Genomic DNA, 15,199 nt, shown 5'->3' with positions numbered 1-15,199 from the left:
TATGTCGATATTACATTATACGTAACTTATTTGGGAACAGAGGTAGTCTATAATTGTTAGGGAGGATAAGTCGGTGAAAAGAGCAATAGATTTATGTATATAGAATATGATGAAACAAAAGGTAATTCAGTATCAAATGTGCTTGCCTTGGATTGGGATGAGACGACGAGCGATTATCCCTTGGCTTTTAGGGAAATAGCAAAAAACTATGAGCGGGTTATAATTATTACTGTAAACGATGAGCTTACAGTAGATGATGCTTGTAGATGGCTTAATAGAAAAACAAGCGATTTAGAAATTTTCTGCTGTCCGGATGATAATATTGATGATGTACCAGGTTGGAAATCGGAAGTATGTTGTCAGCATCAAGTTGCATTAATGTTTGATGATAACCCTGATGTCGTAAGAGCATGTCATCTCAGAGGAATTAATGCTATTTGCGTAAGCGAACGAGTGTGGAAGTTCGATAATTTACAGGAGTCATCGATTTAGATGTTTATGCAAGAGAGTTTCCTATATTTTAAAAAGTTTAGATTCTCAGTGAAAGCACTTATTCAAGTGTATTTCCTGTTTTTAGCTGTTTTTGTATTAAATGCTGGAGCTGAAGAATTTAAAAGAGGCATTGATTTTAGAATTTCTCCATTCTTTAATCCAAAATGGGGAATGTCGAAAAAACGTGAAGTAAATGCTATCTATTGCCACTTTTATAACAAAAGTTGTTATGATTTTTATAAGGACTTAAATAAAATAAAAGTCAGATTAGATCGAAACTCACGTTTTGTGTTTTACGATACTCCGATTGATGGAACTGAAGTTGATTCTTCAAAAGAAATAGTAGCTTTGAATAATCTTGCATACGCTTTACTTAGTCGACAGAGACGTTTAAGTAGAGATAAATATCAGATGATTTTAAGAATATTTGATGAAGTTAACAAAGAAAAAGGGCGTTTTAATACTCGTGCGAATATAATTGATTTTGCTAATGCTATAGCCGCTGAGAAAGGTTGGGACTCAAGTGTAAGATCAGACTTGATTAGAGACATTGATGTCGTCTGGCCTAATCGAAAATTGCAAATTAGCGAGCCTGTGTTTATCTACAGACATAAGTATTTAGTCTCTTTAAAAAATTACAACCGAGAAAGTTTGGACACACTTTTAAAATTTCTCGATAAGGACCCTTCGTAATTAAATTCAAAGATGCTATGAAAGATTGACGTTTTTATAGCTAAATATCTTTAATAAATTGTTAGTAACTAAGTATATTAACCTTTTCTAAAGGTAGCTGGCGATAAAGCTTTAATACGCTTTCAGCTGACAATACTTGATTTCTCAACTAGACTAGAAACGCATCAATTTAATTTTAGGATTTGTTATGAGTACTACGGTTATTGCTGGAGTAATAGTTGTTGTTATCATTGTTTTGTTCATTGCGATATCATCTTCAAAAAAGAAAGATAAGTAAGACTGAATTATTACTATACATAATAGAAGCAGGGCTTGTGTTAGAACCAACTTTATGTCGGTAAGACCCAATCGAGTCTTTGAATGGATGTGATATTTATAAATATCTTTTTGACAAGAATTGTTGTGCCATAGGTGGTATCATTTCACTCTGAATAGATAAAATTAAAGTAGTGCGTTTTCTCATGGAGAATTACTATTGATTTCTATGATAAGTTTGAGCAGAAGTGAAGCAATTGTTACAGAGTAGGGAGCTAAAGCTCGACAAAATTTTATGAGGTTTTAATTTTATAAAATTGGCTTGACCCGCTATTCGGATGCCTCTCGAAACGGAGAGGCTTCCGACTCACGTTGGGCAACGTTTATTTTTTGAGCATTTGAAATAAACTTTTTGCAGAGACAAGTAAAAGCATCAGGAACATCGAAATACCCAATGAACCACCGCCACTGGAAGTCTCAGCGACCGCTTTTTCCGTGACAGTAATTGAAACCGTTGCCTCATTTGAGGTATCACCCTGCTCATTGTCAACCGTATAAACGAATGAGTCATCACCGACAAAGTCAACGAAAGGTGTGTAGGTGATGGAGCCGGTCGACTCATCAATCTGTGTGGTGCCAAACTGCGCAGCACTAACTATATTGACCGATCCGATATCAACAGCACCGCCACTAGTATCATTCGATAAAACATCGATCACAATCTCTGAATCCTGAACAACAGTGACGCTGTCATTTTCCGCTGTTGGTGCGGTCTGCTCCGAAGAGTCGTTTTCAAAATCTTCAATCACGATGATTTTAGCATTCTGGTAGTTAGACACGTAAAGCTTGGTGCCATCATGACTCGGTGCAATTCCGTTTGGAAAACTGAAGCCAGCAGCAGAGGAACCCGCAAGAACGGTTGCGGTCGCACCACTGGTTGGTACACGATATATTTCATTGCTACTACGCGCTGTCGCATAGATATTTCCGTTAGTGTAAGTGAGATAACCAATTCCGCCAGGAACCGAGTCTAATTCGGTGATGTTTTTGCTGGTGTCGACTTTAAAAACCCGACCATCATCGTAACTACCCACGTAGATGTTCTCGGCCTCATCTATTGCAATCCCCACGGGCGCGTTAATACCACTGCCTGAAACCCATGTCTCTGGCGATTGACCGTCAACCAATTTTACAATTGAGTTACTGCCATAGCTGGCAACAAACAGTTCATCTTGAGCATTAATCACGACATTGTTTACCGAATTCGCATTGCCCAGATCAGCAAAAACAGACGTTGTACCATCAGGAGTGACTTTGGTGATGACACCGTTATTGAAATTGGTGACATAAAGGTTACCGTTTGAATCAAACTCCGATCCAAGAGGACCACTTAACCCAGTCACTGCCGTGGAGATAGTGCCATCCGGTGTTACCTTATAAACCGTCGTACCCAAAGCACCCGACGAGTTAAACCCTCCTGTATGAGAAATATACAAGTTACCATCACTATCCAACGTTATGTCGTCATTTTGGCCATTGGGCAACGTGACAAAATCGCTATAATCAGCGGCCATAGCCAAGGATGAGGACGACATTAAAACGAATGCGGCGTATTTCTGTATCAGTTTTTTGGCGTAGTGCATAAAAGTCTACCTATGTAATATGAAGTTTTAACGTTCTTGCGACGCACCTCGAAAACGGTGCGACCCATTGCACGCTCAAACTAAGGACTGACGCCAAAAGAGTCTTGAAAATTTAATTCCATTTAATTGATAACGGGTTGAAAATCTGTTGAAAATTAGGTGAAGTTCGTATTTTTATGTTATACATCATAATCTTATGAAATGCTTTGTTCTTGACTCCGTTTAATGTTGAAATGCACAATTTTACTTCATGAACTCACTTTAAGGCGGCTTTATTAACAACCATGATGACTTTATCCCCTTGACTCGTGGCATATTTAAATCCAATAACTTTCACTGGGATTCATAGGTGAAGTGAGAAAATGGCTGAATGTGTAACTTTATTTCAATCGTGTATATTACTTACCCCTCATACCCGAGTGACTCCATTCACCGAATTATTATTATTGAAGAGAAAAGCGTCTTTTGAACATTGATGAATTAGAAAAAGGATTTTCTTGTGGGGAATTTGATGTATTTCCTGCAAGGAACATACTTGTACATCAAGAATCAAACGTTGAGGTGAAAGTACGCCCTAAAATAATGCAACTGCTGGTTGTGTTGGCCAGTCGGCAAGGCGAAACGCTCTCCAAAGATGCTTTGTTAGACACCATCTGGCCCGACACGGTCACTTCAGAGGTGGTTTTATCGCGAACGGTCGCTGATTTAAGAAAGATCCTCAATGACCCAGCACAATCATCAAACTATATAGAGACGGTTACTAAGAAAGGCTACCAACTCATATGTGAGGTTCAACCCTTTGACTCCGGCAAGAAAAAAGGTTTGTCATTTGCGCATGTAGCGGGCTTGAGCATCGTCTGCTTTGTCATATTAGTCGTCGTTATATTTAACGTAGCCAAAGAGCTCAAAAAACCAAGCGCCTCGTTGCCACTACTGCAAAAACGCAATCAAATAACCTTTGATCGCGACGATCAAATGAGACCTCGCTTTAATCATGATGCGTCAAAAATAGTCTACATTAAAAAACCAAGCGAGAATGGTCGCCAAATCAATCGACATGTCGAAGTTCGACTGTACGACCGAAAATTATCGAAGGACTATAAAATAACTGAATTTAAGTCTGATAACATTGCAGTCACCTTCGCAGACGAAGACAGCAATCAGCTGCTTATACGCAACACCCAAGACAATCAGTGCTATATATTTATTTATAATATTATACAAAAAACCAACACCCCCATTAGTCGTTGTGACTTGCATGCGGTATTAACCATTGACTGGCTTCCAGAAAAAGCTTTAATTCTAACTTCCGCGCTGGATGCCAGCAAAAATACGGTGCCGCAAATTATTGATAGTAAGACCAAGACGGCCATTCAGCTGGATGTCGACTTTAAGCGCAAAAGTCATCTCTATTCACGCTTTTCTCCCAGTGGTCGTTATATTGCGAGTGTCAGTACCAATCTAGTCCGATCAGATTCCATTTCAATCATTGATACGAAAACGAATGACGTCTCATTTATTCAAACCTCCAAAGGAATTAATACTCAGGTTATGTGGGGAGAAACAGATAACGACTTATATTTTCAGGCCTTAAACGAAACAGGCCTTTGGTATCTCCGATTAGATACAATGACTTACAAGCAGATGGCTTATGAGTTTTATCGCGATATTGATCTGCATTCAAAAACACTGGATTATGTTGCGGCTATGCAATCTTTAGAATCGTACATACTCGTTAATCGAAAGTCCGAAAAAAGTGCTCCAGTCAATACAAGACAAAATATCAATCTAGACATACAATACAGGTTTATTGAAGGGTCTTCGCGTGGCAACAACTTCCTTTTAACTTCTCGCGTTGATGGAAACCAAGGTCTTTGGCAGTACAGTGACGGTGAACTTTCAAAACTCCTGTCTAATCCCGACTTAACGACGATTGACGCGCAATACTCAAAAGATGGAAGTTATTATTTTGTTCTAACCTTAAATCACTTGAATAACACTCAAGTATTAAAAATAACCGATGATCACATCGAGGTCTTTGCTGAACTGGACTCTCCAACCAATGCTTTTAAAGTATCTGAAGATGAGTCGAAAATATTTTATGTGAATACCAGTGGGCTAATGGCTTATCATAAAATGAACGAGCGCTCAGAATCAATTTTACGGCAACCCAGAATCAAAAGTTTCGACATCAATGAAAACTATGTGATTTACACCCAGAATAATGGGTCAGCTCTAAATGTCTATCTGTATGACTTAGAGTCTCAGACAAACAAAGAAATAAAACTACCCCAATCGCTGTCCACAAATGCGGCCGCCATTTTATTAGGGCCTTCGCATGCTCACTTTGTAACTTCGTTAAAAAATGACTTTCGCGTTTACCAATATGATTTAGCTGGCAACGCTCTTTCTGAAGTTTACCAACAAACCTTCCAGAAGATATCCCAAATCGACTTGTTAAACCATACCCCTGATCTCAAATTGCATATTAAGACGGTTTCTGGATCAAACCTTATTATACAAGCTTCAATAAAATAAGATTTACTCAAAAGGCTAATCTTTAGCAACGACAACCTTGAGTTACTGAGCACACAGATGTTCGGTTCATTGCTTGAACTATTTTGCTTCTCTGGGAAATCACTTTATAACTGTTACAACACCATGCAGGAATACGCGCCGGAGATTCATAACGATAGAGTTCATGCGCCGTTGCCTGCGTCTTATTGGGAGGGCCGTCCATGTGACTGGGACATCATCAAAAAAACAATTGAAGACCTTCGTTAATAACCTTCAGTTTAAAGCGCGCTGTTTTTTTTAGAAGGGCAGGCTATGTGAGTTACACTCACTGGAACATCAAAAGACCAGAAGCAAATAAAGCCTAAGTCAGTCGATAAAAAAGTTAGCCAAGGTAAAAAAGAAGATTCGGAGAAGCCGGATTATTTGAGAATCTCGGGCAGTATTATGATGGGTAATCCATCGCATATAATGTTCGAAAAAAACGAGCATCCATGGCAACCGCTCTGGTGAAACTATCGAAACAGTTAGACGTGTACTGCGGCGAAGCTGTGCACGCCGATGAGGCGGGTGCGGAATCGACGCAGGGAACGTCCAGTCAACCCGATGGCCGCCAGGCCATATCCAACCTTGCTGAAACCGGACAAATGGTCACTGGACAACCGTCAAAAACGCAATAGAAATCGCCCTTGATTAACAATAGGGCGCTAGCCCCAATTGACTATAATCTGTCATATATTTATTGCTTAAGGATTAATCACTATGTCAGAGAAGTCCAAGTCAGAAGCGTCTGACCAACCGTTAGATCTAGAAAAGAAACAATCAATCGCTGAACCGTCAGAAGAAAAAGGCCAATCAAACTCGATTGAACGTGATGAATACGCAAGGTTATTATTTTAGTTATTTGGTATCTCACTACCAATAATTGCTTTTAATCATTATGGAACGTTGCTAGGAAAAACGTATACAAAAATAGACAGTTTAGTATGAGTAAGCTTTCACAATAAAAATGAGGCATAATAATGCATTTTATGTGTAAGACAACAAATATTCGAAAAACTAATTTTTATTGGAATGAATTAATCATAGGAATGGTGGTCGCCTCGATAAATGCTTTTACTAAAGAGACGATTCCGATTGGCAAAAATAAAAAAAAGATTAGTAGTCAGATTAACGAACCTAAAAACATAAATTGACAAAAGAAACAATCTTAGGTCTAATATTTCTATTCTGGGTGAACTGATTCTTTGAAGCTATCAAAGAATATACGCATTTCGGCGAGTTCAGCTAGCACGTAAGTAAATTTTCCAAACTTTCCGCCCCAAATCATACCGACGTCTACTAAGACAAAATCAGAAGTAAACTTTAACATCACACGATACCCTTTCTATGGGGTTGTTGTGTCGTAATATAATGAGATTAATAGCTATGAAAAAAGCAAAAAAAAACTCAAGACTACTTAACTCCCAAAGCAATTCATCTCAGCAAGATGGACCATCACCATTATCAAGTAGTTTGGCCGCACCTCGGGCACCTCATAGTGTACAGGCTAGTCCTGGCGCGGTCGCTGTAAATAGTAGTCAAAGAAGCCAATCGGATTCTAGTTCTGTTACTTCATCGAGCTCTTCTTCATCCAGTGCGGCTTCTAGCAATATCAAATACCAAGATCAGGTCAGTAGTGCAATTGATGCTCTTAGGGATCAAATAAAGAGAAGTAATGTTGATCAATCTGGTTACATTGGAAAAACATTAAAAAGTTTTGAAAGAGAGCTAGCAACACCCTTCAAAAAGCTCAGCAAGTCAGATGATCCTGAAGCGCTAAAAGAAAGCTTAGAGATTGTTAAGAAAATGCAAGAAGCGGTCGATGAATACGTCATGATGCGAGATGAGCTAAATCAACGAGCTCAATCTTCTCGAGAAGCTGAATATAAAGCACAAGAAGATAAAGGAAAAATCCCTGATAGGCCAGTCAATCAAAGACGAGTGTTCTCAGAAGAGCAAGCAAAGCGATTCACTAATACGAGTGAAAGTTGGGGAGCTTTTGGGAGAGATCTACAAAAACTCAGTAACGAAACCACTTTTGTGCAAGCGGTGCCCAGCAATTCTAAATCATTAGAAGCTATAAAGTCTCAAAATATATTTGACGCTATCTACAATGGTAATAAAGCTTTTTGGATTGCGGCAAAAAATGGAGCATATAAACTAAATGAATCATCTAAAGATGATTTTGTCTACATACAATATGACTTTCCCAAAGAGTTTGCTAAAGATCTCGTGCTAAATAGTTTAGTTGATGGTAGCTCAACCCATGATGGTTCAGAACCTTTTAAAGGAGAGTCTCAACACCCTGAGTTTACGATAGTAAAAACCAATGAGGTTGGCGCTTTTGGCGTAGGTTACTACCGTCTGCAAGACTTAGTCGGTAAATATGGACAGCCTAAAATTCGCATAATATCCAAGCAAGATTATCAAAGAGGGAAATAATTAATTCGATATACTGAGGCTAACATAAAAATCAACACCATCCGTAATAACCGACATGCCAGTTGAGAAAAACTCATTCAACAAGCGGAATCTGAAACTGGCGTTCTTGGAAATCTGACTATCATGGCCGCCTTTAGCACACAATCATTTCAGAAATGATCTCTTCATGATTTAAGACTGACAATATAAAAGCCCTAGCAGTTATCCTGTCAGGGCTTGGGTCGGGACAAATAAACTTATTAGATTATTTTGTGGTGCTGACTCGACCTAAACGGAATGCCAATAATGACAGCAATACTAGCCAGTTGATTGAACCACCTGAGTCATTTGAATCATCTGAATTACCGTCACCCGCTTCCAAATCATTTTCTCGGATAGTTACTGTAGCCGTTGCTGGCGAGTTAATGGTGCTATTTGCACTTGGATTAGACAAAGTCACTGTAAACGACTCGTCGCCCTCGAAGTTGCTATCATCAATCAAAGCAATGGTAATTTGTTTTGAAGTTTCACCATCAGCAAAGGATACCACCTGATTGACTGATGTGTAGTCACTGCCACTGGTTGCAGTACCATTGCTTGAGCTAATGGTAACGGATGCTGCACCAGAGTCACCGTTCACACGATTAATAGTGATTGTTATTCCGGCACTATTCTCAGCAGCTGAATAGGTTGCACTGCTCAAGGCGAAGTCACCTGCTTCCAGTATAGGATCATTATCAGTGATGTTAACTTGCATCGAGCTAGGCTGTTGTATCGAAGTATTTTCGCTAGCGTTTGATAGACTGACATTAAAGCTTTCAGCTGTCTCACCTTCATATTCACTGTCATCGATGATATCGATTGATACCGTAGTCGATGTTTCACCATCAGCCATTAATACAGTTTGGTTAACCGCGGTGTAATCTTCTCCAGCTGTCGCTGCGCCGTTGCTTGTTGTTACGTCAAAGGTAACTTCGCCCTCAAAGCCATTGATGCGCTCGATTGTGATGGTAACTGAGCCGGCGTCTTCACTGACGGTTGTGCTAGTTGTTTCTAATTGGATAGTGCCAGCTGCAGAAGCTCCGTTACAACGATTTTCTGAAAGATAATCGCTCGCTGCTTTTGCTTTAACAATACCGTTACCAAAATATACATCGTGGCCGGGTGCCCCTGAATCTTCTGCGGTTGCTTTTAAAGCAGTGCGGATTTCAGCTCCGGTACAGTTAGGATGATTTGACCAAACTAATGCAGCGATACCAGTCACAGCAGGGGTTGCCATTGAGGTACCACTCTGAGTGCCATAGCTGGATCTTGAAATTGCATAAGTAATTGTGGCGGTTGTCGCATCTAATAAAGCTGTGCGATCAGTTAATAAAGCACCTACCGTTGGGATGATTGTGTTATTGGGTTCGCCCAAAGTGCCTTGCAAGGGTCCTTCCTCATTGTTAATAATAACCGCTCCGATTCCGCCGCTGTCTTCACAGTTTTTTACTTTATCGTGAAAGGTGATTTCGCCGCGATCAATCAAGCAAATTTTACCATCAGCTGCTGCGTCAGTTGCGGTACCTAGGCCCATAAAATAGGTTTCTCCTTGAGCAGTGCCTGAATTTTCGAAAGCCGACACTCTGTAGCTAGCTCCTTCGGCCCTCAAAATACCATGGTAATCTTGGTCATGAGGAATGGTTGAAAGAACACTTTCACCACCAGCGGTCACTTCTACACAATTGGTTTTTGTTGCATTACATGAAGGGGATTCGGAAAAATCTGCATGATTATTGTTGGCATCATTAGCACCGACCATCATAACTGAGTCGTATCCGGCGGGGTACTTTCTCTCTGGGGCGATTTCTCTACCATCATTACCTGCGGCAGCGATTGCCAAACCACCATTTTCCGTAAAAGTGTCAAAAGCATTTTGTTCAACAGGGTTTGAATTTGGTCCGCCTAAGCTCATGTTAATGATATTGGCGCCAGCATCGGCACATTTTCCAACGGCGTAGGCTAAATCTGAAGAGTAACTCCAACCAGCATTATTGAATACTTTGATAATGTGCATTGGTACCCCTGGAGCCATACCAATAACACCAAAATCATTATCAGCAGCACCGATAGTGCCAGCTACATGAGTACCATGGCTACCACCGTCTTCATTCCAATTTCCGCTGACACTGTCGTTATCGCCAGTAATTACTGCCCATTCAAAATCGTCATTGCGTCCGCCTGTCTCACCTTCGGCACCAGCCAGTCCAGAATCGATAACACAGACTTTTTGTCCATCTTGTAATTGTAACTGGTCAGCTTGTGACTGAAAAACAGCATAAGGAGTTACTTGCACATCGTAGGGGCTGCCGGGAGAATCATTGTAAATCGCCATTGGGAAGCGTTTGTGATCTTCTACGATAGAAGCTACTTGAGGATCAGCTTTTAACTCGTTTAAACGTTCAGGCGTCAGTTCGACAGCGATAGAGGCGTGACTTCGTAACTCTCTTTTAACCGGAATACCTTTCGCTTCGAGCGCTCTAGCAGCTTGAAAAGTTTCATATTCAATTTTATCTGTCGTTTTTGCTAATGGTAGGGCTGACTTTTTGTAGGTAACTATATATCGCGTAACGTCTGTCTCTGTAGAATTTGTCTGAGAATTTGGCATGTCAGCGGTTGCTAGTGTTGTAAAGGCAGAAATTACGGCTGATGCGATTAATTGATACTTAAACTTTGTTACCACTGCATACTCCTCGGGCAATTAATAAGACTTTAACGTTTTCCAACAGACTAAATAAGACCAATAGTGGGTGTCTGACGAAGTTGAGCGGATTCTACGGCATTAAAACTCAATGAGTATCGCGATGTGAAATATTTACGATGTTTGCCCTCAATATTGTGAACTCGTCAGCCTTTCAATTGTGACAAAGTCACAATCCAGGAGAAGCTGTGCACGCCGATGAGGCGCGTGCGGAATCGACGCAGGGAACGTCCAGTCAACCTGATGGCCGTCAGGCCGTAGCTAGCCATGCTGAGACGGCCTTAAGTACCGTCGGGCAAATGGTCTATTATCAGCACTAAGGACTCTATATGCAGTTAAGACTGCTTATCCTTGGTCCTCAATCGTAACCTTACTATTTACAAATTCCTTTGGGGTGACTTTAAACTCATCTTTAAAACACTTAGTGAAATAAGCAACGCTATTAAACCCGAGTTGGAATGAAACCGCTTTTATTGGCTGTCCTTGTTTCAATAACACTAGAGACTTATTCAACTTATATTGTCTTATGTATTCCAGAGGAGCAATTCCAGTTAGGGACTTCATTTTTCTTTGAAACTGCCGTTTGCTCATTATCAGTGCATCTGCTAGAGCCTGTACTGACAATGTATTTGACATTATATAATCATCAATTAACTCGTGAAGTTTGTTGATAAAGTCTTGGTTCTGGCTTTGTTGACTAACTGCAATATCTTCTGCAATTACTAAGTTAGAAGTCAATTCGATCTGTAATTTATCCGAAGAACTAGCTTGATTCGCGATTGTATTTTGACAAATTAACAGAAGCTCTTCTCTTGAAAATGGTTTGGTCAAAAAGTAATTTGCTTTTAGTTGTAGACTTTTCATTTTTCTCGACTCAGATCCATCCGCTGTTAGCATCATTATTGGTATGTGAGAAGTAATTTGATTGTCTTTTAACATTCTACAAAATTCAAAGCCGTCGACAGGTAGCATATTTATATCGGAAATTATGAAGTCAGGAACACTATCGATGGCTAATTGATACGCGGATAAAGCGTTGGATGCCGACAAGCAGTCGAATTGGTTGCTTAAAATCGAACAGATATAGTCGCGCATATCTGTATTGTCATCGACAACTAATATTGTCTTTCTCTCGCTGTTATTTGGCAATTGAGACTGATCACTCTGAATATTTTTTATTGGACTCTCTCGTTTGCTAATAGGCTCTAAAATTTCATTTCCGATCATTGGACACTTAAATATAAACGTTGAACCATTATTTCGATTTTTACTTGCTATAATGCTCCCGCTGTACTTTTCAGCAAGGCTTTTGACAATAGATAAACCTAAACCAGCGCCTGTTTGTTCTTTAACTTCAGGAGTATCAACCCGATAAAATCTTTTAAATATATTGTCAAGTTCTTCACTTGAAATACTTATTCCTTGATCGACAACTTCTATTGTAAACTCACTATCGGAGCTTGAGCACATGACAGTAACGATTGTATTCTCGGGTGAATATTTAATAGCATTTGAGACAAGGTTCGACATCACCGTCTCTAGGTCTTCCGGTAATAGTGGACAGCCTGTAATTTCACCCTTAAATTCCAGCGTTATTTGCTTTTCTCTTGCAAGCAAAGATAAGTCCGCAGCATAGTCATCAAGGCCATAGGTGTCTGAAGTAGTCAGGCTCCAATTGTTTTCATTAACTTGTGAAAGTGAAGTAAATGATAGTAAACGGTTGACTAACTTAAGCAATCTTTTCGAATTTCTTATTATGATACTTAGTTCGTCAGATAGGCCTTTCTGCGATTTCATAATGCTTTCTGCTGGACCTAAAATTAGCGTCAAAGGCGTTTTAATCTCGTGAGAAATATTAGCAAAAAAGTTTTCTTTCTCTTCAGTAACTTTGACTAATTGGTCTGACTTTACCTGAAGTTCATTGGTTCTCTCTTTAACTAAAGTTTCTAATAATATTGCTCTCTCTTTAAGTCGTTTCATTCGAAACCTGTGAGTTGCAAGAGCCAATACAAGTATGAATAAACAACAAAACGCTATGAAGTACCAACGCTTCCAAAAGGGCACTTCAATATCAATAACTATCTTGGTAACGTCATCATTCCAGTACCCAACTCCATTCGTACTTTTCAATTCAACAGTGTGCTGACCGTGCGGAAATTGAATAAATGAGACTTCTCGCTCTTGATTAAGAGAAACCCAATCGGTAATGCCCGGAATGCGGTAAGCGTATCTAATCTTTTCGGCAAAAGAGTAGTCTAAAGAGGAGACGGTGATTGAAAAATTTCTTTGACTAGAATTTAATTCAATACCCTTGTTTGTGAAAGGTATATCTTGAGCTCCTTCATTGGTTAACAGCTTACTCTCTGAGATCACTATTTCGGATACTTTGGGTTCCAATAGAAATTCATCTGGGTTCCAAATAGAAATGCCATTCACACCACCCATAAGAAGCTCTCCATTGCCGAAAGCTAGTGATGTTTTTCCGTTAAACTCGAGTCCTTGGATACCGTCAATCAAGTCGTATAACTCTATCTCTCCATTACTATAATTGAGCAAACCTTTTTCAGTGCCAAACCAAAATGAATGATGACCATCTTGTATTGCTGAATAGATGGTATAGTCATCAACAAGTATTGGATGATTCAAATTTTCGAATACCCCTGTCGAAAGATCAAATATATAGATGCCCAGCCTTGATACGAGGTAAAGTTTGTTGTCCTTTGAAACAAAGTTGGTGTATGCGTAAAGAGGTTGATGCTGTTGTGGAATCAAATAATGTTTGAAGGATTTTGACTGTTCATCAAACAGGCTGACTCCCGATTCGTGAATAGCCCATAAATCTTGATTATTATCTAGCAGAAGGTCGGTATAGCGGTAATTGCTTATAAAATAAGGATTATCAAAAGTTTCGACATTTTCCCCATTTACTCGGTATAAACCACCTTTCCATTTTGATAGCCATACATGACCATTCTTATCAAACATTAATTCAAAAAATGATGAGCTCTTTAGAAAAGACATATTGCTCATTTCAGCCGTCAAATAAGAGAAGGTTTTAGACTTTAGATCATAAATAGAGATACCACCAAAACTCGCAAGCCATATTTTTTTATCTGGTGACTCTCTAATGACGGTCAAATCATTACTTAATAATCCATTTGATGTGGTGAAGTGCGAAATAACTTTACCATTTTCAAAAACTAAAGCGCCTTCGTTAGAAATTGCAGCCCAAATCCTACCTTCGCTGTCAACGGTAGTAGCAACAACATTATTACTTTGAACCGAGTTCTCTGAAAGAGTTTGCGGATGTAAGTGCGCGAACCTGTTCAATTTCGGGCTATATAATTGTATACCCTCTCGGTAACTACCAACCCAAACAGTACCGTTGTCAGAAGGCATTAAACTTAGAGTGGGCTGGCTCGAAATAGACTCTAACTTTTTAGTATCCTTATTGTATCGGTACGTACCGGAATCATAAGAGCCAAACCAGATATTTGAATTTGAATCCTCAATAATGATTGATGTTTCCAACTGCTCAAATTTTGGAGTATCAACCTTAAACTTTGAGATTTTAAATGTTGTTAAATCTAATCGATAGACGCCATGATAACGAATACCTATCCATGCGATATTATCACCGTCTTTCAAGATACTGGTGACGTAATAATGTTTAGGATTAGAAAATACCTCATTGGATTGATAAATAGTATCAATCTGTTCGTTTTTTGGACAGTATCGATAGATCCGTAGATCTGTCCCTATCAGCAAACATTCAGAATCGATCCAGGTGAATGCCGATAAATATTCTTTTTCATCAAGCCCTGCATCATCGTAATGCCAACCTGAAGCGTCTTGCACAAAAAGACCTGTAGAATGTCCGATCCAGAGTTGTTGATTCGGCGCCTTTTGAATGCCAATAACCGCCGAAGGCTGGAATGGAATTAATGTTTGTGCTTCTTCGCTAACTTCAGTATCTCTCTTGGAGGCTTGCACTTTAAAGATATTCTTAGAACGGTCGAGCTTTGCAATGCCCACATGCAAGCCTGCCCAAATCGTATTATTACCATCAACATATAGCGTATTAACATAGCTATATTTAGCCGGTTTTAGATTGTGGGTTTTTATTGGATAAGTTTTAAATTCGTAACCGTCAAATCTAGAGACTCCCAGCTCAGTGCCAATCCATAAAAATCCATCATGGTCGATAACAAAAGCAGTCCCGGAGTTTTGAAATAATCCATCCTCCGCAGTAAAACTTTTTAGATTAATTGCTGATGTAGGGAAAACTACAAATATAAAGAAAAGTAAACCGACGACATTAAAGATTTTATCAAATTTTTTATTTTTGGTAATTTTACCCATCAACTTTGCCTTTAATGTCACTTCAGTACAATGAAAT

General features: G+C 39.3%; 10 protein-coding genes. 6 read left to right on the top strand and 4 right to left on the bottom strand.

All coding sequences use genetic code 11. The features are described 5' to 3' along the window. The first annotated feature begins 93 nt into the window (after positions 1 to 93). A complete protein-coding gene (locus FAX86_RS16420; RefSeq protein ID WP_144394555.1) occupies positions 94 to 492 on the top strand; it encodes a hypothetical protein in 399 nt (132 codons plus the stop codon). 48 nt (positions 493 to 540) lie between these two features. Then, positions 541 to 1,185, top strand: a complete 645-nt coding sequence (locus FAX86_RS16415) for a hypothetical protein (protein ID WP_164503632.1) — start codon at positions 541 to 543, stop codon at positions 1,183 to 1,185. 638 nt (positions 1,186 to 1,823) lie between these two features. Here FAX86_RS16415 and FAX86_RS16410 read toward each other — a convergent pair. Next, the gene (locus FAX86_RS16410) at positions 1,824 to 3,083 is read right to left on the bottom strand and encodes an Ig-like domain-containing protein (RefSeq protein ID WP_144394553.1); all 1,260 of its coding nucleotides are present in this window, start codon (positions 3,081 to 3,083) and stop codon (positions 1,824 to 1,826) included. Between the two features lie 465 nt (positions 3,084 to 3,548). On the opposite strand from FAX86_RS16410, the gene FAX86_RS16405 reads away from it, so the two are divergent. The 3 genes from FAX86_RS16405 (at position 3,549) to FAX86_RS22270 (ending at position 6,497) form a co-directional block, all read left to right on the top strand. Next, entirely contained in the window at positions 3,549 to 5,621 is a 2,073-nt protein-coding gene (locus FAX86_RS16405) for a winged helix-turn-helix domain-containing protein (protein WP_144394552.1), read from the top strand. A gap of 485 nt (positions 5,622 to 6,106) precedes the next feature. Continuing rightward, a complete protein-coding gene (locus tag FAX86_RS22275) occupies positions 6,107 to 6,277 on the top strand; it encodes a hypothetical protein (RefSeq protein ID WP_164503631.1) in 171 nt (56 codons plus the stop codon). An 82-nt stretch (positions 6,278 to 6,359) separates the two neighbouring features. After that, positions 6,360 to 6,497 (top strand): hypothetical protein, encoded by a 138-nt coding sequence (locus FAX86_RS22270; protein ID WP_164503630.1) that lies wholly within the window; start codon positions 6,360 to 6,362, stop codon positions 6,495 to 6,497. 325 nt (positions 6,498 to 6,822) lie between these two features. Here the strand turns inward: FAX86_RS22270 and FAX86_RS22265 are convergent, their stop codons facing one another. Next, positions 6,823 to 6,972 (bottom strand): hypothetical protein, encoded by a 150-nt coding sequence (locus FAX86_RS22265; RefSeq protein WP_205859234.1) that lies wholly within the window; start codon positions 6,970 to 6,972, stop codon positions 6,823 to 6,825. Positions 6,973 to 7,025: 53 nt separating this feature from the next. Between FAX86_RS22265 and FAX86_RS16400 the strand changes: the two genes are divergently transcribed. Continuing rightward, the gene (locus FAX86_RS16400; protein ID WP_144394551.1) at positions 7,026 to 8,081 is read left to right on the top strand and encodes a hypothetical protein; all 1,056 of its coding nucleotides are present in this window, start codon (positions 7,026 to 7,028) and stop codon (positions 8,079 to 8,081) included. Between the two features lie 244 nt (positions 8,082 to 8,325). Here FAX86_RS16400 and FAX86_RS16395 read toward each other — a convergent pair whose 3' ends face one another. Together FAX86_RS16395 and FAX86_RS16390 are read right to left on the bottom strand one after the other, a co-directional pair. After that, positions 8,326 to 10,782, bottom strand: coding sequence for a Calx-beta domain-containing protein (locus tag FAX86_RS16395; protein ID WP_144394550.1), 2,457 nt, complete (start codon positions 10,780 to 10,782; stop codon positions 8,326 to 8,328). Between the two features lie 363 nt (positions 10,783 to 11,145). Further along, positions 11,146 to 15,162, bottom strand: a complete 4,017-nt coding sequence (locus FAX86_RS16390) for an ATP-binding protein (RefSeq protein ID WP_144394549.1) — start codon at positions 15,160 to 15,162, stop codon at positions 11,146 to 11,148. Positions 15,163 to 15,199: the final 37 nt, after the last annotated feature.

The sequence above is a fragment of the Pleionea sediminis genome (assembly GCF_007570825.1).
Classification (GTDB): Bacteria; Pseudomonadota; Gammaproteobacteria; order Enterobacterales; family Kangiellaceae; genus Pleionea; species Pleionea sediminis.
Note: the sequence above shows the minus strand (reverse complement) of the source record. Positions and strands in the feature narration are given on the sequence as shown.